The sequence below is a fragment of the Oleidesulfovibrio vietnamensis genome (assembly GCF_055388115.1).
On sequence record NZ_AP042419.1, the window covers coordinates 1571450 to 1590938 of the forward strand.

Here is a 19489-nt window from a genome sequence, read left to right on the forward strand (position 1 = left end):
CGTGGCAACACCTGTCGAGTCCGGAACCGTGCCGTGCAGTCTGGAACCGTTTGACGTGTATCTTTTCGGTCGCGGAGAGCATTGGGATATATACAGAGTGCTGGGCGCGCATGCCCATGCTCAGGACGGTGAAACCGGATACCGGTTTGCGGTATGGGCGCCCAATGCGCATGCGGTAAGTCTGGTTGGGCCGTTCAATGACTGGCGTTCCGGCGATTTTCCTTTGTTTCCTGTCGGAACATCCGGCATCTGGGCCGGATTTGTCGCCGGCATGGAACACGGGCGGCTGTACAAGTTTGCCGTGCAGGGTGCCGACGGCACTGTGCGTTTGAAAACAGACCCCTATGCCTTGTATTGCGAAATGCGGCCCGGCACGGCGTCATTTACTTGGTCGCTTGACAGCTATGCGTGGAACGACGCTGCATGGATGCAGCGTAGACGTGAAGCCGGTCCGCCTTTGCAGCAGCCGGTCAGCATATATGAACTCCATGCCGGTTCGTGGATGCGCCGCCATGGTGAAGGGCATCCTTTTGTAAACTGGGATGAACTGGCCGGTACACTGATACCCTATGTCCGCGACGCAGGCTTTACTCATATCGAGCTTATGCCCGTGGCTGAGCATCCGCTGGACCAGTCGTGGGGATACCAGACCGGCGCCTACTATGCGCCCACTTCGCGCTTTGGAACGCCCGATGATTTGAGACGGTTTGTAGACCTTTGCCACCAGCAGGGCATAGGGGTGATTCTGGACTGGGTGCCCGCGCATTTTCCCAAGGATGACTGGAGTCTGGGGCGGTTTGACGGCACAGCCCTGTACGAGCATCTGGACCCGCGTCTCGGCGAGCATCCGGACTGGGGTACCTATGTGTTCAATTACGGGCGGCATGAGGTGCGCAACTTTCTGTTTGCCAACGCGCTCTACTGGTTCAAGGAATTTCACGTGGACGGTTTGCGCATAGATGCAGTGGCATCCATGCTGTATCTTGACTATTCCCGCAAGGAAGGGGAGTGGCTGCCCAATGTGCACGGCGGCAATGAAAATCTGGAAGCCATTGATTTTCTGCGCGAACTGAACAGAGTGGTGCACGAGCAGTACCCCGGTGTGATGATGATAGCGGAAGAATCCACCTCATGGCCCGGGGTGTCGCGGCCGTTGTACACGGGGGGGCTGGGGTTCACGTTTAAATGGAACATGGGCTGGATGCACGATACGCTGAATTATATGCGGCAGGACCCTGTGTTCAGGGCATATCAGCACAGCAGCCTGACATTTTCCATGCTGTATGCTTTTTCCGAAAACTTTGTCCTGCCGCTTTCGCATGATGAAGTTGTGCACGGCAAAGGGGCGCTGCTTTCTAAAATGCCCGGCGACATGTGGCAGCAGCAGGCCAATTTGCGGTTGATGTACGCATACATGTGGGCGCATCCGGGTAAAAAACTGCTGTTTATGGGCGGTGAGATAGGTCAGTGGAACGAGTGGAGCGAAAGCCGTGAACCGGACTGGTGCCTGCGTGAATTTCCTGCCCACGAAGGCATACGCAATCTGGTGCGCGACCTTAACGGCATATATGCACAGGAACCGGCCATGCACCGCCACGACCACGACTGGTCGGGGTTCCGCTGGCTCGATTTCAGCGATTACGGATGCTCCGTCATCAGTTTTGCCCGTTTTGCGGAAGATAGTCCGCCTGTGATGTGGGTGTTCAATTTTACGCCGGTAGTCCGTCGCTGGTACCGTGTTCCATGCCCCAGAGCCGGAGAATGGCAGGAAGTGCTGAATACGGACAGCGGTTACTACGGCGGCAGCAACGTGGGCAACGGGGGCGGTGCGGTAGCCTGCACCGACAACTGGCACGGCGGGCATTTTATGGAGCTGACTCTGCCTCCGCTGGCGGCCGTGGCGTTAAAACCTGTGTGATTCTGCCGGTAAAGGAATGCAGTCAGGGCATGGCCGGATACGACCGGCGCAGAGGCTTTCGGTTGTCAGTGCCGGAGCCTCGGCTCCTGCAGTCAGGCAGAGGGTATTTATGTGTGTGTTTTGTCCGCCGGCAGGGCAGACCTGCCGCAACGGAGACCGCGGCATCGGGCACGGCTGCATTTTTGCGGCGCGTGCCGTTTTTTATGTTGCGGCGTTCCCGTACCTGAGTGTACGGCTGCCTGAAAACGGCTGTACTGTACGCCGTGAACTGCACAACATTTCGTACCGATACAGGGGATGTCAGGATGAGACCCAGAATAATAGTGCACGGCGGGGCATGGACCATACCCGCGGAGCGGCGGCAGGAACATCTGGACGGTGTGCGCGCTGCGGTGGAGGCCGCTTGGCCGTTGCTGGAGCAGGGAGCTGATGCGCTTGACGCCGTTCAGGCGGCCGTCAACGTGATGGAAGCTGACCCTACGTTTGATGCCGGCCGGGGAGCGGTGCTCAATGCAGACGGCCAGATAGAGCTGGATGCGGCCATAATGGACGGTCGTACTTTGAATTATGGCGGAGTAGCCGGAGTGCGGCGTTTTATGACACCGGTCGACATTGCGCGTAAGGTGCTCGAAACGGAATTCTGCCTGCTGATTGCCGACGGTGCGGAGCGTTTCGCCCGCGAATGCGGGCTGCCGGAGGTTGATCCCCGCGAGCTGCTGACCGACAGGGAACTGGAGCTGTATCAGAAGCTGTGCAGCCGCGAAGGATACTGCACGCATGACGCCTTCAAGCCTGTACCGCAGGGTACCGTGGGCGCTGTGGCCATGGATGTGCGGGGCAATATTGCCGCTGCCACGTCCACGGGGGGGACTCCGTGTAAAAAACCGGGAAGGGTGGGTGATTCTCCGCTGTGCGGAGCAGGCACCTATGCCGACAACGAAACCGGAGGAGCCTCCGCCACCGGATTCGGTGAAGGAATCATCCGGACGCTGATGACCCGCAGCGCCTGCGACTGTCTGCGCGGGCATGACGCCATGCAGGCGGCCCGCATGGGCATAGAACTGCTGCACAGGCGTGTGCAGGGCCATGCCGGCCTGATAATGCTGGATAACCGCGGAGAATACGGTTTTTATCACAACACGGATCATATGGCATTTGCCTATGCCCGCCACGACGGCAGCGTACATGCTTCGGTGCATATGGCGGAATGATTCGCGGCATGCTCCGTTTTATGCGGGCGGGTGTGCTGCCGCACTATCCGGTCGTGCGGGTGCAGTGTGGACAGCAGCGGCGAAAGGGAATAGTTTTACCGGATGCTTGGAATAAGAAAACAGGATCCTCTGAAGGATGTTGCGGCCGCCCGCTGCCCTTTGCTGGTGACCATGGGCGACGTCAACGGGCTGGGGCCGGAGCTGGCCTGCCGGGTGCTGGGCGCTGACGGCGGCAGAGGCGCGCTCCGTTACGGAGTCGCGTCTCCGGTGGTGCTTCTGGGCAGCGGAAAAGCTCTGGATACGTTTATGACGCTGTGCGGCATAAACGGCCGGTTCTGGACTGCGGCCGCTGACAGGCAGCAGCTGGCCGCGCTGCTGGAAAAGGCCCGGCCGGGGCAGGTACTGCTGTACGAACCCCCGGGGATGGAGACTGTGACTGTGACCCCCGGCAAAGCCACAGCCGACGGCGGGCGCGCTGCCGGACTGGCTCTGCAGGAGGCTTGCAGCATGCTTAATGACGGAGCTGCCACGGGTGTTGTCACACTGCCGCTTCACAAAGCCATGCTGCAGCAGGCCGGTTTTGATTTTCCGGGCCATACCGAGTTTCTGGCGCGGCACGCAGGGCTGCGTGATGAAGATGTCTGCATGCACCTGTGCGGTGACGTGCTGCGGGTCAGCCTTGTGACCACGCACCCCGCGCTGCGTGATGTTCCCCGCCTTGTGACCCGCCAGCGCGTGGCCCGCTGCATCGCGCTTACTGTGGAGTTTGTCCGGGCGCTGGGAGCCGGTCACAAACCCGTGGCCGTATGTGGCCTCAACCCGCACGCCGGTGAATCGGGTAAAATAGGTGCCGAAGACGAAAGCATCATCGCGCCGGCCGTGCGCGAGGCAAAGCGTATGGGCCTGAATGCCGAAGGTCCGTATCCCGCCGATACGGTCTTTTACAGGGCCGCGCAGGGCGAATTTGCCGCGGTGCTGGCCATGTACCACGATCAGGGGCTGGCCCCTCTCAAACTGCTGCATTTTTCCGATGCCGTGAATGTGACGCTGGGTCTTCCTTTTGTCCGTACGTCCGTCGATCATGGAACAGGCTTTGACATAGCAGGCAGAAATACGGCGGACACCGGCAGTTTTGAAAGCGCACTGCGTCTTGCGGCGGATATGTGTGCACGGAGGTGCGTCAATGTATCTGGGAATTGATGTGGGCGGAACCCATACCGATGCAGTGGTGCTGGATGCACAGAAGCGGATTCAGGCATGGGCCAAGGTGCCCACACTGCACCACGACCTGCTGTCTTCCGTTACACAGGCGCTTGACAGTGTTCTGCAGTCAGTTGCGGCGCAGGATATAGTACGGCTGAATCTGAGCACCACGCTGTCTACCAATGCCATTGTGGAAAGCAAGACCGAGGATGTCGGAGTGCTTGTTTCGTCCGGTCCGGGCATTGATCCTGAAAATTTCCGGCAGGGCGGATTCTTTTTTCCTCTTTCCGGTTCCATCGACCACCGCGGTAAAGTAATAGCCGCCATGGAGCAGGACGAACTGGCCGCTGCGGTGCGCCGGTGCTGCGATTCCGGCATACGTGTCTATGCGGCGGTGGGTAAATTTTCCACGCGTAACCCCGATCATGAAGAAACCATGGCGCATGAAGCCATGCAGTGCGGCGACTTTGTGTCCATGGGACACCGGCTTTCAGGTCAGCTCAGTTTTCCGCGCAGGGTGGCAACTGCGTATTACAATTCAGCTGTGTGGCGGCTTTACAACAGCTTTGCCGATGCCGTGGAGTCTTCTGCCCGTGCCAAGGGCGTAACCGCGCCTGTGCATATTCTCAAAGCCGACGGCGGCACCATGCCGCTGGCTGTTTCACGGCGTATGCCCGTCGAGTCCATTCTTTCAGGCCCTGCGGCCAGCGTTATGGGCATTGTGGCTCTTTACGATATCAGAGAAGACGCTGTGATTCTGGATATCGGCGGGACAACGACAGATATTGCGCTTTTTGCCTCCGGTTCTCCGGTTATCGAAAATGACGGTATCTCTGTCGGCAGTTATCCTACACTGGTCAGGGCGCTGCGTACGCTTTCCATAGGCGTGGGCGGTGATTCTCGCCTGCGCATTGCCGCGGGTGCTGTGCGGGTGGGGCCGGACAGGTCCGGACCCTGTGTTGCCAACGGCGGAACACATGTGGCGCTGATGGATGCCATGAATTATCTGGAAGTGGCTGCCGTGGGCGACGTGGAAGCCTCGCGCGAGGCTGTGCGGCAGCTGGCCTCTCTGTGGGACATGTATCCGGAAAAACTGGCCCGCGAAGCGCTGGACACAGCGGTAAACACCATCTGCGCCGCCGTGGACAGGTTGCTTGACGAAGTCAATGCGCAGCCTGTGTATACCATCATCGAACTGCTTGACGGTGTGAAGCTGAATCCCGGCAGGGTGTTTGTGATGGGAGGTCCCGCCGCCGCGTTTGCCCCGCTTTTGCGTAATGTCATGAACAGACGCATAGATGTACCCCGTGACCATGCGGTGGCCAACGCCGTGGGGGCTGCGCTCACACGCACCACGGCTGAGCTGGAGCTTTTTGCCGATACTGAAAAGGGCCTTGTTTTTGTGCCCACGCTCGGGCTGCGCCGCGAGACACCGCTGGGATACAATCTGGATGACGCTGTGGCCGATGCCGGCAGGTACCTGACGGAATCACTGGCCGGCATGGGAATACATATCCGTCCGGAAGATGTGGATGTCCTTGAGGCCGGTTCTTTCAACATGGTGGATATGTACGGCGGCAAGGGGCGTAATATCCGTGTGAAGTGTCAGGTACGGCCCGGCATTTCGCTTTGATGCACCGCGGGTCTCATATGGCCTTTGTATTCACGGGGCGCGTTCCGGCAACGGGGCGCGCCTTTTGCGTGTAAAAGCGACCGCCGCAGTGTTTCAATATGGCACACGGGCCTCCGGGGGGTGACTCCGGCAGCGCGGCGGGGTAAAGATATATCCCTCAGTCACAAGGTGTGCTGTTCTGGTGCACCAGCTTTATTATTCGTGCTACCTGTCTTTGCTTTTTTGCTTGCCACCGGCGCGGGAGTGTGCACCAGTCGTTACTTCTGCTCCGGGTTGTCGTTTGGGCTGGTAGCAAAAAATGAGTATGGACGGGATGTTCTTCAAGTGATTCTCCATTTCAGGTGTTGCGGCGGATATCATAGATGTGGTAGCCATATCCGCAGAATAGCACTGAAGCAGTGCAAGTATTACTAATGTCAATTTAGTAACACTTTTCCCATTGCTCTTGTCTATAAGAGCAGGCAACACTGAAGCAAGGAGAAGGTTATGGCTGGATGCAAAGCACAGCACCCGCCCGCAGCCTATTTGGCAGGGTTGGAAGTACCTGCCGCAGGCTCCGAGGTAACCATGGAAGGTGTTCGTTATAAAATGAACGCCCCCAAGGATGTAGACCCCGCAACCATCCGGTTTGTGGAGGTCGACCACGACAAGTGCATGGCGTGCGGCGAGTGTGAGTATCACTGTCCCACAGGCGTCATGCAGGAAGTGACCGAAGACGGCTATCGCGGTGTCGTGGACCCCGTGGCGTGCGTCAACTGCGGGCAGTGTCTTGCAAACTGTCCCTTCGGCGCCATCCATGAAGAGGTGTCGTTTGTAGGCGAATTATACGAAAAACTCAAGGATCCTGACACGGTTGTCGTATCCATGCCTGCTCCCGCCGTGCGCTATGCGCTGGGTGAATGCTTCGGGCTGCCTACGGGTACGTATGTGGGCGGGCAGATGCATGCCGCCCTGCGCCGTCTGGGCTTTAATCTGGTGTGGGATACGGAATGGACGGCTGACGTGACCATCATGGAAGAGGGCACCGAACTGCTGGAACGCGTGAAGCACGGCAATATGCCGCTGCCGCAGTTCACTTCCTGCTGCCCCGGGTGGATCAAGTTTGCCGAAACGTTCTACCCCGATCTGGAAAAGCACCTTTCCACCTGTAAATCCCCCATTGCCATGATCGGCCCGCTTGCCAAAACGTATGGCGCGCAGGAGGCCGGGGTACCCGCCAAAAAAATGTACACCGTGTCCATCATGCCCTGCATAGCCAAAAAGTTTGAAGGTATGCGGCCTGAAATGAATGCCAGCGGGTACAGAGACATCGACGCCACCATCACCACGCGTGAGCTGGCATGGATGATTAAAAAAGCGGGCATCGACTTCACTTCGCTGCCTTCCGAAGAACCGGATCCCGCGCTGGGCATGTCCACTGGTGCTGCCACCATTTTCTGCACCAGCGGCGGTGTAATGGAAGCTGCCCTGCGTCTGGCGTATGAAGCGCTGTCCGGCGGCACCCTTGCCGACCCCGACATCAAGGTGGTGCGCACGCATGAGGGTATAAATACGGCAGAAGTGCCCGTACCCAACTTCGGCACCGTGAAAGTGGCCGTGGCAAGCGGTCTGGACAATGCCGCCAAGCTGTGCGAGGAAGTGCGCGCAGGCAAATCGCCTTACCACTTCATCGAGGTGATGACGTGTCCCGGCGGCTGCGTAAACGGCGGCGGGCAACCGCTTGAACCGGGCATGCTGCAGTCTTCCCTTTTCAAGAGCACTATCACCAAGATCAACCGTCGGTTTACCAGACGGTCTGTGGCATAGGAGGATGGCATGAGCAGATTAGGTACGGTATCCCGTCGCGGATTTATCAAGCTCGCCGGCTTTGCGGCCGGTTATGCCGTTTTCGGCTTTAATATGGCACGGCAGGCATGCGCCGCCACGCTTGAATTCATCGGAATCCGGCAGAAATCCGTCTATGCGACGGACCGCAATGTCTACGCCATCCGTAAATCGCAGGACAACCCCATGGTGCAGAAACTGTATGCCAAAGACGGTTTTTTGCATGATGGCCCCTGCGGTCATAAATCGCACGAACTGCTGCATACCCACTATGTGGACAGAAGTGCAGCTCTTGAGGCTCTGCGCGCCAAAGGCGTGAAGCTGAGCCTGTAAAAGCATCAACGGGCAGTCTGCGGGAAGGTATTACACTGACCCAGAGGCCTGCCCTCTACTGTGTCCGGTGCGCAGGTAGCACCGGATCGGGGTATACATCCATGAACAACGCTACGACCCGCAAAAGAATGGGGGTTGTCAGCATTATCATCAGCGACAGAAAGCGCGATGCCACTGCTGTAAATGAGATACTAACAACCCACGGAGAGCTGATTCTGGCCCGCATGGGGTTGCCGTGTCCCGAGCGGGGGCTTGCCGTCATTGCCCTGATCGTCGAAGCCTCCACGGACGAGATAGGTTCGTTGACGGGCAGGCTGGGACGGCTGGAAAGTGTAACGGTGAAAGCGTCTCTAGTCTGATGCCGGAGTACGTATGTCTTTTGATTCCCGTTCCCTGCCAGGCTTCATAGACGAAGAAAAAATCGAATCTGTGATTGCCGCAACGGCCAAACCTGACGCTGTGCGTGTGCGCGAAATTCTCGCCAAGGCACGTGAAGCAAAGGGCCTTGATGCCGAAGAGACCGCAACCCTGCTGCAACTCGATAACGAAGAACTGGATGCGGAGCTGTTTGCCACAGCCAAAAAGGTTAAACAGACCATCTACGGTAACCGGCTTGTTCTTTTTGCTCCTCTTTATATTACCAACGAATGCTATAACCGGTGTGCCTATTGCGGATTTAACGCCACAAACAGCGATCTGAAGCGCCGGACTCTCTCGGAAGATGAAATCCGGGCCGAAGTGGAAGTGCTGGAACGTCTGGGGCATAAGCGCCTGCTGCTTGTGTACGGAGAGCACCCGCGCCTTGATGCCGACTGGATGGCACGCACCATTCAGGTGGTGTATGATACTGTTTCTGAAAAAAGCGGTGAAATCCGCCGTGTGAACATCAACTGTGCCCCGCAGACCGTGGACGGCTTCAGAAAGCTGCACGATGTGGGCATAGGTACCTACCAGTGCTTTCAGGAAACCTACCACAAGGCGACGTATGACAAGGCGCATCTGGGCGGTCCCAAAAAGGATTACCTGTGGCGGTTGTATGCCATGCACCGCGCCATGGAGGCCGGCATCGACGACGTGGGCATGGGCCCCCTGCTCGGTCTGTATGACTACCGGTTTGAGATTCTTGCACTGATGCAGCATGCCGCCGATCTGGAAAAACATTTCGGCGTAGGCCCGCATACCATCTCTTTCCCCAGGCTGGAACCGGCCCTCAATGCCGATATGGCATTCAATCCGCCGCACCCGCTTACCGATTCCCAGTTTAAACGCATGGTTGCCGTGCTCCGGCTGGCAGTGCCGTATACAGGGCTTATTCTCAGCACGCGCGAAAATGCAGCCATGCGGCGTGAACTGCTTGAGCTGGGCGTTTCGCAGATCAGTGCGGGTTCGCGCACCTATCCGGGTGCCTACAGCGACCCGAGCTACGACCGGCCCGATGTGCAGCAGTTCTGCGTAGGCGACAGCCGCAGTCTGGACGAGGTCATAGCAGAGCTTGTCTCTTTGGGATACCTGCCCTCGTGGTGCACGGCCTGTTACCGTCTGGGCCGTACCGGCGAACACTTTATGGAGCTGGCAAAAAAAGGCTTCATTCAGGAATTCTGCCATCCCAACGCGCTGCTTACCTTCAATGAATATCTGCATGACTACGCTTCTGAATCGACACGCGAAGCGGGCAGAAAGCTTATTGAAAAAGAGGCGGCAGGCTGTCCGGAAAACAGGCGCGAGCTTGTTGCTTCGCGTCTGCAGCGCATAGACGGCGGCGAGCGCGATTTGTACATCTGATCCGTTCTTTCAGGCATATACAGCGGCCGGAAGCTCCGGCTTCCGGCCGCTTTACCATTACGTGCTCTATAGCTGAAATTTCTCTTTTCCCGGGCGGGTTATGACATCCAGAGATATTTTGGAAATGCTGGCTGCCACCGGCGGCGGCCCCGTGTACGCAGAGGCGCGCACCGTTGCTGACAGGTTTTTCGGGCGCGGCGTATATGTCCGCGGTGTTGTCGAGTTTTCAAACCATTGCAGAAAAAACTGCCATTACTGCGGACTGCGCGTTGCCAACACAGGGCTTGAACGTTTCCGGCTGGAGCCGGAAGGCATTCTGGCGGCAGCGGCATTGGCGCGCGAGCTGGGGGCGGGTACCGTGGTGCTCCAGTCGGGCGAAGACCTGCGCTACGACAGGCGGGTTATCGGCGATCTTGTCCGGCGCATCAGGGATACGCTGGATGTGGCGGTGACTCTTTCGCTGGGGGATTTTGACCGGGACACATATGCCTACTGGCGTGACTGCGGTGCGGACAGGTATCTTCTCAAAATGGAAACTTTTGATGAAGCTCTGCATGCGCGTTTGCGCCCCGGCTGTACGGTTGCTGACCGGCTTGCCCGCGTGGAGATGCTGCAGTCGTTGGGGTATGAAACGGGATCGGGCATCATCGTAGGTCTTCCGGGTATGACCGACGCCATACTGGCGGAGGATATACACAGACTTTCACAGCTCGGCCTTGAAATGATTGCCGCCGGTCCGTTCATTCCTCACCCGAGCACCCCTCTGGCTGCCCCTGTGGATCATGCCATTGAAAAAAGCCTGCTGGTGACAGCAGTTCTGCGGCTTTTGAATCCCGGGGCCAATATTCCCGCCACAAGTGCTCTGGATGCACTGGCAGCCGATGGACGCACCCGCGGGCTGGATGCCGGGGCCAACGTTGTCATGCCTTCGGTCACTCCCGACGCGGTGCGCGGCGGCTACTCCATATATCCGGGAAAAAACGCTGCAGGGCGTGATGTGCGCGATGCCGTGCACGGTCTTTTTGAACGTCTGAGAAATGCCGGGTACACCCCTGTTGCTGACAAAGGCTTCAGCCGGATTGCCGGGGCATGCGGAGGAAATGCTGATGTCTGACAAAGCGCCACGCGGCGAACGGCTGGTGATTACTCTTGTGGGACGGCGTAATGCCGGTAAGTCTTCGCTTATCAATGCCCTTGCCGGTCAGCAGATAGCCATAGTTTCCGATGTTCCCGGCACAACGACGGATCCGGTGGCAAAGCCCTATGAGCTGCTGCCGCTGGGACCGGTTACTTTTTATGACACGGCCGGGCTGGACGATTCCGGTGAGCTGGGCGAAATGCGGGTCCGTTCGGCCAGAAAGGTGCTGGCCCGTACGGATGTCGCGCTGCTGGTTGTCAGTGAAGCCGGTATGGAAGAGGCGGAAAAGCGGATGCTGGCCGATCTGCAGGCAATGGAAATTGCCGCGCTGGTTGTTTTTAACAAACAGGATATAGCAGATGTGCGGCCCGAAGATGCTCGTTTTTGCCACGAGGCAGGAGTCCGCCATGTACAGGTTTCTTCCGTGGCGCAAAAGGGTATCAGCGAGCTGAAGTCGGCCATTGTCGAAATGGTGCCCGAAGAGCTGAAAGCGGATCCTGTGCTTGTTTCCGATCTTATTTCCGAAGGTGATACAGTTCTCTGTGTAGTCCCCATTGATCTGGCTGCCCCGAAGGGGCGTCTGATCCTGCCGCAGGTGCAGGTGCTGCGCGATGTTCTGGACGCGGACGCCATGGGGATGGTGGTGAAGGAGCGCGAACTGGAAGCTGCTCTGGACAAGCTTGTATCGCCGCCGGCGCTGGTGATCACTGATTCGCAGGTGGTGCTCAAAGTGGCCGGTGACGTTGACGATGACATTCCCATGACCACTTTTTCCACATTGTTTGCCCGCTATAAGGGTGACCTTGAGCTGCTTGTCCGAGGTGCCCGCGCCATCGACTCCCTGCGCGACGGCGACACAGTGCTGATGTGCGAAGCCTGTTCGCACCATGCCGTTGCCGATGATATCGGCAGGGTGAAGATACCCCGCTGGATCACACAGTACACCGGCAGAGAGCTTTCATTCGAAATGTATGCGGGGCATGATTTCCCCGAAGATCTTGAAAGATACGCACTGGCTGTGCACTGCGGCGGCTGCATGACCAACCGCGCCGAAATGATGCGGCGCATACGCGAATGTACACGCAGAGGGGTGCCCGTCACAAATTACGGCGTGGCCATTTCAAAGGTGCAGGGCGTTCTGGAGCGGGTCATCGCTCCTTTCGGGTTGTAACGGGGCTGTTTCGGCTTTTCCGGCGGAACCTGTCCGTAATGCCGTTGCAGGGCTGATTTGTGTTGCCGCCGGTGCAGCGGTGTGCCGTCAGCATCCGGCCTGTATGCTGTTTCTCGGTTTCTTCTTCTGATGCTGCCGGTTCCGGTTGCCGTACATGGATTTTATTGCGGCAACGCAGCAATGCGCATGCTTATTACCGCGGCGGCAAGGCTGCAGGCTCCGGTAACTTACATACTTGCATTGCGGGCTCATCTGCTTTGTGCGGTGTTCCGAACAGCCTGCAGGCACGTTGACCCGAGATACCGGCCATATCACGCCGGTCTTTGTTCTCTTCCGGCAAGACGGGAATAAAAAGAAAAGAGCCTGCCCGAAAACGGGCAGGCTCTTGTATTATCTGTCGGGACAGAACGCGGCTACAGTGTGCCCCGTTCCTCCTTCACGCCCAGCGCAACTTTCCAGAGGATGGATACCACCAGAGCTCCCACAGAGAAGATGCCCAGCGAAATGAGCAGCTCGGGAACTGTCGGTGCGTATACTGTCACCTTGTCAAAGACGTTGGGGGTAAAGCCGGCGATGATCAGGCCGAGACCCTTGTCAATCCAGCTTGCGGCAACCAGCAGAGCCAGCGCAAAAGGCAGCACGCGGGTATTGTCGCGGATGTGCGGCGGAATGAGCAGCACAAGAGACAGGATAGCCATGATGGCGCCTGCCCACATCCACGGGGTGATCCAGTCCACATGGCCGTTGTGACCGGCAAACATGTAGGCGATGGGGTGTGCGTGACCGGGAATGCCGCTGTAGAACGCGGTGAAGACTTCCAGCAGGAAGAAGAACACGTTGATGCACATGGCGTACGTGATGATCTTCGTCAGGGTCTGCACGGCTTCCGTCTCCAGAGTCAGTCTGGTGAACTTGCGCAGTGTGAACAGCAGAAGCAGCAGTATTGCCGGACCGGAGCAAAACGCCGAAGCCAGGAAGCGGGCCCCCATGATGGCGGTAAGCCAGTAATGGCGGCCGGGAATACCGGCGTACAGGAAAGCCGTAACGGTGTGAATGCTGAAAGCCCAGACAATGGACAGGTAAATCAGCGGTTTCACCCACGAAGGCGGTTCCACGTCGTGACGTTCGGCTTCCAGAGTCACCCAGCCAATGACGGCATTGAGGATGAGGTAGCCCACAAGAACCATCATGTCATAGAACATGACGGAGTTAGGCGTGGGGTGCAGCATCACGTTGAGAGCACGCTGCGGCTGGCCGAGGTCGGCCATGATGAACAGCATGCACATCAGCACCGCGCCGATGGCCATGAATTCACCGAAGATGATTATCTTCTTGAATTTTTTGTAGTGGTGGAAGTACGCAGGCAGCACCAGCATAACAGCGGATGCGGCCACCCCGACCAGATACGTGAACTGGGCAATGTAAAATCCCCAGGAAACGTCACGGCTCATACCGGTAATGGCAAGCCCGTGCTTCATCTGGAAGGTGTACGTAAACAAGCCGAGGCCGATAAGTGAACCGAGGAAGGCCAGCCAGATGTAATAACCCGGAGAGCCTTTGAGCGCTTTTTCGATCATGGCATCTCCCCTTAGATGATGTAGTATACACCGGGCTGCGTGCCCAGAGATGGTTTACGGCGGATGGTGAAGTTTTCGGCCAGAACCTGACGCACTTCGGAATCCGGATCGTTGAGATCGCCAAAGACAATGGCACCTTCAGACGCTTCAACGCAGGAGGGCATCAGCCCCTGAGCCAGACGTTCGACGCAGAAGTTGCATTTTTCAACAACGCCGCGCATACGTGTGGGGAAAGCGGGGTTGGTGATATCCTTCAGGTATTCTCTGGGGTTGCCGTAGTTGAAGCTACGCGCGCCGTAGGGGCAGCCTGCCATGCAGAACCGGCAGCCGATGCAGCGGTGGTAGTCCATGGCAACAATGCCGTCGGGGCGTTTGTAAGTGGCCTTTGTGGGGCACACACGGACGCACGGCGGGTTTTCGCAGTGGTTGCACAGCAGCAGAAAGTCCCGCTCCTTCACTTCATCGGACAGATGGTTGTTGGCCTGTTCGGGGAAGGTGTGCTCGTACTTGTCCGTCCACAGCCACATAATGTGCTGATCATTGGGAATGTCGGGCACATTGTGCTGCTTGTGGCAGGCCGTGATGAGCTTCTGGAAGTCTTCGGGAGTCTCGAACTTGCGGGTATCGATAACCATGGCCCAGCGACCGGCATGCAGCGCATGGGCATTGGCGCTGTAAGGATCCTTTTTAGGCGCAGCCAGCGCTTCTGCCACTCCAATCGCGGAACCAGCGCCAAGACCGAGGGCCGACAGACCAGCAATCTTGAGGAATCTTCTTCTGTCGAACATTACTGGTTCCCCCTGGGGGCTACGTGGCAATCCCAGCAGTAGGGAACGACACTGTTGGTTTCGTGACACTTATCGCAGAATTCGGCCTTGTTGGTGTGGCACTGCATGCAGGTATTCTGCAGGCTTGTTTCCCACACTTTGCCGTTGGATGCGGTGTAAGTGCGTTTGCCTTCGCGCAGCGCTTCGTCGCGCCATGTATCAAGCAGGTTCATGTGCTCGGTGCGCATGTATTCCACAGGCTCGATGCATTCTTTCTGGTCTGCGGGCAGAGCCAGTTCAGGACGCTTGTATTCGGCGGAAACCAGATTCACCCAGAAGGGGAAGGTCACCAGACCCACGAAGATGAGCAGTCCGGGGATGATGTATTTGCTGTTATACATGGTTATTCATCCTCCATGCCCGGCAGATCTTCCTGCCTCAGGTCAACGGTACGCTTCTGTTCGCCCTTCATGACCAGTGCGTTGGCCACCAGTTCGTGCGTGCCGTATATGGAAACGCCCGGAGCCCAGTAGTCGGCCAGGGGAATCAGGGTGGCACGGTCGATGGCGCAGATGCAGGCCATGGCGTTTACGTCATGCTTCTGCTGCACATACCGCAGGGCATTGCCGCGGGGCAGTGCGCCGCGCATGCGCAGTTCCATTATTTCATCCGTATTCAGACCGGAGCCGGCACCGCAGCAGAAGGTCTGCTCGCGGGTGGTTCCTTCGGGCATTTCAAAGTAGTTGTTGCACACCGCTTTGATGACTTCGCGCGGTTCTTCAAAAAGACCCATGGCACGTGCAGGGTTGCACGAGTCGTGGAACGTGACGCGCAGGTGGTCGTTACGGCTGGGGTCAAGACGCAGCTTGTTGTGCTTTATCAGGTCTGCAGTAAACTCGGTGATGTGCACCATCTTTGTATCGGCTGCGTTATGGAACACGGTGCCGGTGATGGGGTTGACGGGAGTTTCCATGCAGGAGGGCGTGGAACCGTTCATGGTGCCCATGTACTGGTTGATCACACGCCACATGTGACCGCATTCGCCGCCCAGAATCCATTTGGAACCCAGACGCTCGGCTTCGGCGTACATTTTGGCGTTCAGCTTTTTCATCATGTCAGCTGACGTGAACAGACCGAAGTTGCCGCCTTCTGATGCGTAGGTGGACAGGGTATAGTCCAGCCCTATCTCGTGGAAGAGCATCAGATATCCCATGAAGGTGTAAATACCCGGATCGGCGAAAACGTCGCCGGAGGGGGTGATGAACAGCACCTCGTGGCCCGGTTCGTTGAACGGGGGATTGATGCGGATGCCTGTGATGTCTTCGATGTCGTCACACAGGAATTCCACGATTTCCTTGAAGGCATGCGGCTGGATGCCGAGGTGGTTGCCTGTGCGGTTACAGTTGGACACCGGCTCCATGATCCAGTTGATGCCGAGGCCGAGTTCATGCAGCAGCTCACGCGCCATCATGGTTATTTCGGCGGTGTCGATGCCGTAGGGGCAGTATACCGAGCAACGGCGGCATTCAGTGCACTGATAGAAGTAGTAGAACCACTCCTTGATCACGTCTTTATCAAGCTTTCTGGCACCTGCCAGCTTGCCCAGAATTTTACCGGCGGTGGTGAAATCGCGGCGGTAGACCGAGCGCAGCAGTTCGGCGCGCAGCACGGGCATGTTTTTGGGGTCGCCGGTGCCGATGAAAAAGTGACACTTGTCGGCGCATGCGCCGCAGCGCACGCAGATATCCATGAAGACCTTGAAGGAACGGTATTTTTCCAGCCGCTCCTGCATGGCGTTATAGATAATCTCTTCCCAGTTTTCGGGCAGGCCCCAGTCTTCTTCGGCGGGGTTCCATGTGTGCGGGTTGGGCATGCCCAGCCCTTCCATGATTTCAGCTTTGGCAGGGTAGCAGAAGCTGCCGTCGACGAACTCCGGTTTGGTGTCCATCCAAGAGCCTGCAGGCATGCTGTAATCTACTTTGACCAGTTCTTCAGGGGTTGGCACCTTAGGCATGGCTACTCCTTACTCCTTGGAAGCTTCGTCAGGTTTCTTCATGAGAGGGAGGCCCGCTTCAAACATGGGTTCCCTGAAATCGTCCTCGTACTCTTCGTAAGTGCGGTACTTCTTGGGCGGGTTCCAGGGGTTCACGTGGCGCACGGCGCGGCTGTTGTTGGGCAGGTTCCTGGTAGGACTCAGGAAAACGCCGCCCATGTGCATCAGCTTGCTGAAAGGGAAGTACATAAGCAGTACGCTCAGCAGGAACAGGTGCACATAGAACATTGCGCCGATGCCTTCGGGGACAACGGGGTTCAACGTCACAAGACCCATGGTAAGAACCTTTACCGAGGCAATGTCGACCTTGGTGAAGTACCGCATGGAGATACCGCTGCCCACCAGACCGAGAATAAGGAACAGGGGGAAGTAGTCGTTGGGAAGCGAAATGTAGCGGATTTTGTCATTGAACAGCCGGCGGCCGATAAGGTAGAGCACCGCAGCCATAATGATGACATCGGTCATGAACAGGCGCGGAACGCCAACCTGCATCATTCCGTCCAGCAGTTCCAGTCCGCCCACGGCAAAGGGCACAGGTTCCATGAAGAACCGGAAGTGGCGGATGAAAATGGTCAGAAAACAGTAGTGGAAAAGAAGGGCAAAAAGCCACAGCCACTTGGAGGAGTAATAGACCACACGCGGGCCTTTCTCCAGAGACACTTCGGTGTTGCGGAACAGAGATCTGAACGTCAACACCTCAAGGATCATGCGGCCCCACACTCCGGCGTTGGAGGAAGGGTTGTCCAGAGGACTGGGCTTGATCCAGGGCAAAGATTTCTGCTGTCCACTCGTTGTCGGGATGCGGAAAGGAACGGGCGATTTTGCCCAATCCATGATTCTGTACACGAATCCCGCCAGGAACACGAGCACTGCGGCTAATGGTATAATCACCCCGAATAATTGCTGAAAGCCAGATGCGGCTCCCAGCCAGGCGATACACCCGAGCGCAATGACCGCCAAGAGTGAAATAATCATTCCGTTACCTCGCTGCTAGGCTATCGGTTGTTATATGTCCGGTTCCCCTGCCGGCGTATCCAATATACGTTCAGCTCTGCGTATGAGCTGTGCGTAGCGACGCTTGTACTCTTCGGCACGCATTATGTGCAGTTTTTCACGGCACTTGGCGTATATGCCAAAGGAAATGAGCACCATGGTGTCTATCTGGCTTTCCAGTGCGAGCAGCTGCGGATAAAGCCGGTGTTCCGCAATCTGTGCACCAAGCGCATTGCGCACGATGGTTTTTAAAAAGTAAATGACGGCGACGGCCTGTTCGGGAGTAAAGCTCTGGATGGCGCGTATGCGGATGATATCATCCAGAGGTTGTGCCGCTTTTTCCGGATCTATGCCGTCTTCTGCCAGCATATCGAAAAGGGCGGCGACTGCTTTTTCGGTCTTGTCACCTACGGGGTTGTGAAACTGGTCTTTACGGCTGCGCAAAAAGCCAACAGTATCTATGGGATACGTTTCCTGTATCTGCGCAATCCATTGGCCGACCAGTGTTTCTCTGTTCGCTTTCAGCAAATCGTAGATAGTCATTTGCCCTTACCTGATGATGGTTGCAGGTTTGTGCCCGGCTGGAACAGCGCAACCCCTATAAAGGGTTTTGCCGCGCTTGTCCAAGTAATTTCAACGGACTGAGAGCGCCGCTTCTGTCCTTTCCGACCTGCAATCCGGTACGTAAAGATAATTATTTTTTTCACATAGTAGGATTCGCATGAAAGGTCAATGAAACAGCACGTTTTTGAGCGGCTAATCAGTTTGAAACATCTTCAGGAACATTGTCGAACAGTTCATCAAGCTGACTGTCGCTGGGAGACGGACTGCGCAGCAAAGGGGCGGGCTGCCTGCCGGTGTCGTCGCAGTCCTGATCTGTCTGTTCGCTGCAGCCTGCAAAACCGCCCGCAGGATCAGGAATAAAGGACATGCCTTGTTCAGCACCGCCCAGCCGGGCGGGTTTGCCGGCTGTAACAATGGCCGGAATCGTGGTTATGCCCATCCGCGCAAGGCGGGCTTTGTTTTGCAGAGTGCGCCACTGCAGCATTGCCACTTCGGCCGGGGGAACGCCGTTCTGCAGCGGTACAGCGGCGGTTATGCTGGTGCGGAATGCGGCGTATACACTTCGCCCCGCCTTCAGCTCCTCCTGCATTTTTTTTATGCGCAGCAGGTCTGATGTTGATTCTGCAACGGGAAAGTACGCCACCTGCTGCGGGTTATTCTGGCTGATGGCCAGCACGGCCTCTTTGCAGGCGGGGCAGCTCGGGGAAAAATATATCTGCAGGGCAGCCTGTTCCGGTCCGTGAATTATCCAGCCGCCGGTCATTTCTCCTGCCGTCGCGAAAATGTTGGGCGTAAAGAGCGAGAGCCATACTAGAGCCAGTGCCGTACGCATCCGTTGCGGCCGCTTGCTGTCTGCAGTCAGCGTCCAGTACAGCCAGATGATTATCAGTGCCGCACACAGGCAGGGTATGCAGGGGGCGGTGAATATCATTATAAATAAGAACAACAGGTCGCCCAGCAGCATGAGCATGGCAACGCCGCGTGCCATCCGCGTACGGCCGATCATACACAGCAGGGCAGTGATGCCGAAGGCGCCCGCCCCTGCCCACCAGGGGGAGATGCCGGCGATGGTGATATCACGGAACAGGGCGCAGCCGCTGGTGAAGCACAGGGCTTCGGCCTGAAAAATGCCGCCGTAAAGACAGAGGGCAAGGCCGGCAAGCGCTATGAGTGTTCCGCTCAGATGGGCTTTTCTACGGGTCTCGAACATGTATCCTCCGGTTGGCAACGGACTGGGTGCAGGCACTGTACTTCGCGTTTGAGCAAGGGTAAAGACCCGTCATGAGTCAGCATACGGAAAATTTGATAGCGCATGTGCTTGC

General features: G+C 57.3%; 17 protein-coding genes. 10 read left to right on the forward strand and 7 right to left on the reverse strand.

The features are described from left to right. Position 1 precedes the first annotated feature (1 nt). From glgB to hydF, 10 genes are all read left to right on the forward strand, one after another. The gene (gene glgB, locus ACZ5D1_RS06880) at positions 2 to 1918 is read left to right on the forward strand and encodes a 1,4-alpha-glucan branching protein GlgB (RefSeq protein ID WP_027181185.1); all 1917 of its coding nucleotides are present in this window, start codon (positions 2 to 4) and stop codon (positions 1916 to 1918) included. Between the two features lie 305 nt (positions 1919 to 2223). After that, positions 2224 to 3129 carry an isoaspartyl peptidase/L-asparaginase family protein gene (locus ACZ5D1_RS06885; RefSeq protein ID WP_011368166.1) on the forward strand — a complete coding sequence of 302 codons (906 nt, stop codon included), beginning with the start codon at positions 2224 to 2226 and terminating at the stop codon, positions 3127 to 3129. Between the two features lie 102 nt (positions 3130 to 3231). After that, positions 3232 to 4329 (forward strand): 4-hydroxythreonine-4-phosphate dehydrogenase PdxA, encoded by a 1098-nt coding sequence (gene pdxA, locus ACZ5D1_RS06890; protein WP_455696251.1) that lies wholly within the window; start codon positions 3232 to 3234, stop codon positions 4327 to 4329. Next, positions 4313 to 5965, forward strand: coding sequence for a hydantoinase/oxoprolinase family protein (locus ACZ5D1_RS06895; protein WP_464556350.1), 1653 nt, complete (start codon positions 4313 to 4315; stop codon positions 5963 to 5965). The genes pdxA and ACZ5D1_RS06895 overlap by 17 nt, the downstream gene beginning before the upstream one ends. A gap of 486 nt (positions 5966 to 6451) precedes the next feature. Beyond that, on the forward strand, positions 6452 to 7771 hold the full coding sequence (locus ACZ5D1_RS06900) for a [FeFe] hydrogenase, group A (RefSeq protein WP_011368163.1): 1320 nt from the start codon (positions 6452 to 6454) through the stop codon (positions 7769 to 7771). Positions 7772 to 7780: 9 nt separating this feature from the next. Continuing rightward, the gene (locus ACZ5D1_RS06905; RefSeq protein ID WP_011368162.1) at positions 7781 to 8122 is read left to right on the forward strand and encodes an iron hydrogenase small subunit; all 342 of its coding nucleotides are present in this window, start codon (positions 7781 to 7783) and stop codon (positions 8120 to 8122) included. A gap of 101 nt (positions 8123 to 8223) precedes the next feature. Further along, positions 8224 to 8481 (forward strand): TM1266 family iron-only hydrogenase system putative regulator, encoded by a 258-nt coding sequence (locus ACZ5D1_RS06910; protein WP_011368161.1) that lies wholly within the window; start codon positions 8224 to 8226, stop codon positions 8479 to 8481. 13 nt (positions 8482 to 8494) lie between these two features. After that, on the forward strand, positions 8495 to 9904 hold the full coding sequence (gene hydG / locus ACZ5D1_RS06915) for a [FeFe] hydrogenase H-cluster radical SAM maturase HydG (RefSeq protein WP_011368160.1): 1410 nt from the start codon (positions 8495 to 8497) through the stop codon (positions 9902 to 9904). A gap of 100 nt (positions 9905 to 10004) precedes the next feature. Next, positions 10005 to 11018, forward strand: coding sequence for a [FeFe] hydrogenase H-cluster radical SAM maturase HydE (gene hydE / locus ACZ5D1_RS06920; protein WP_011368159.1), 1014 nt, complete (start codon positions 10005 to 10007; stop codon positions 11016 to 11018). Next, on the forward strand, positions 11011 to 12213 hold the full coding sequence (gene hydF / locus ACZ5D1_RS06925) for a [FeFe] hydrogenase H-cluster maturation GTPase HydF (RefSeq protein ID WP_464556354.1): 1203 nt from the start codon (positions 11011 to 11013) through the stop codon (positions 12211 to 12213). Before hydE ends, hydF begins: the two co-directional genes overlap by 8 nt. A 413-nt stretch (positions 12214 to 12626) precedes the next feature. Here the strand turns inward: hydF and dsrP are convergent, their stop codons facing one another. From dsrP to ACZ5D1_RS06960, 7 genes are all read right to left on the reverse strand, one after another. Further along, positions 12627 to 13790: a sulfate reduction electron transfer complex DsrMKJOP subunit DsrP gene (gene dsrP, locus ACZ5D1_RS06930; RefSeq protein WP_011368157.1), complete on the reverse strand. Its 1164-nt coding sequence runs from the start codon at positions 13788 to 13790 to the stop codon at positions 12627 to 12629. 11 nt (positions 13791 to 13801) lie between these two features. Next, on the reverse strand, positions 13802 to 14578 hold the full coding sequence (gene dsrO / locus ACZ5D1_RS06935; RefSeq protein ID WP_011368156.1) for a sulfate reduction electron transfer complex DsrMKJOP subunit DsrO: 777 nt from the start codon (positions 14576 to 14578) through the stop codon (positions 13802 to 13804). After that, positions 14578 to 14958 carry a sulfate reduction electron transfer complex DsrMKJOP subunit DsrJ gene (dsrJ, locus tag ACZ5D1_RS06940; protein ID WP_464556357.1) on the reverse strand — a complete coding sequence of 127 codons (381 nt, stop codon included), beginning with the start codon at positions 14956 to 14958 and terminating at the stop codon, positions 14578 to 14580. The genes dsrO and dsrJ overlap by 1 nt, the downstream gene beginning before the upstream one ends. A gap of 2 nt (positions 14959 to 14960) precedes the next feature. After that, positions 14961 to 16571 carry a sulfate reduction electron transfer complex DsrMKJOP subunit DsrK gene (gene dsrK, locus ACZ5D1_RS06945; protein WP_011368154.1) on the reverse strand — a complete coding sequence of 537 codons (1611 nt, stop codon included), beginning with the start codon at positions 16569 to 16571 and terminating at the stop codon, positions 14961 to 14963. Between the two features lie 9 nt (positions 16572 to 16580). Further along, entirely contained in the window at positions 16581 to 17585 is a 1005-nt protein-coding gene (gene dsrM / locus ACZ5D1_RS06950) for a sulfate reduction electron transfer complex DsrMKJOP subunit DsrM (protein ID WP_464556359.1), read from the reverse strand. 30 nt (positions 17586 to 17615) lie between these two features. Then, complete coding sequence (locus ACZ5D1_RS06955) at positions 17616 to 18146, reverse strand: RsbRD N-terminal domain-containing protein (RefSeq protein WP_011368152.1); 531 nt, start codon at positions 18144 to 18146, stop codon at positions 17616 to 17618. Between the two features lie 217 nt (positions 18147 to 18363). Then, positions 18364 to 19377 carry a hypothetical protein gene (locus ACZ5D1_RS06960; RefSeq protein ID WP_273195499.1) on the reverse strand — a complete coding sequence of 338 codons (1014 nt, stop codon included), beginning with the start codon at positions 19375 to 19377 and terminating at the stop codon, positions 18364 to 18366. Positions 19378 to 19489 lie beyond the last annotated feature (112 nt).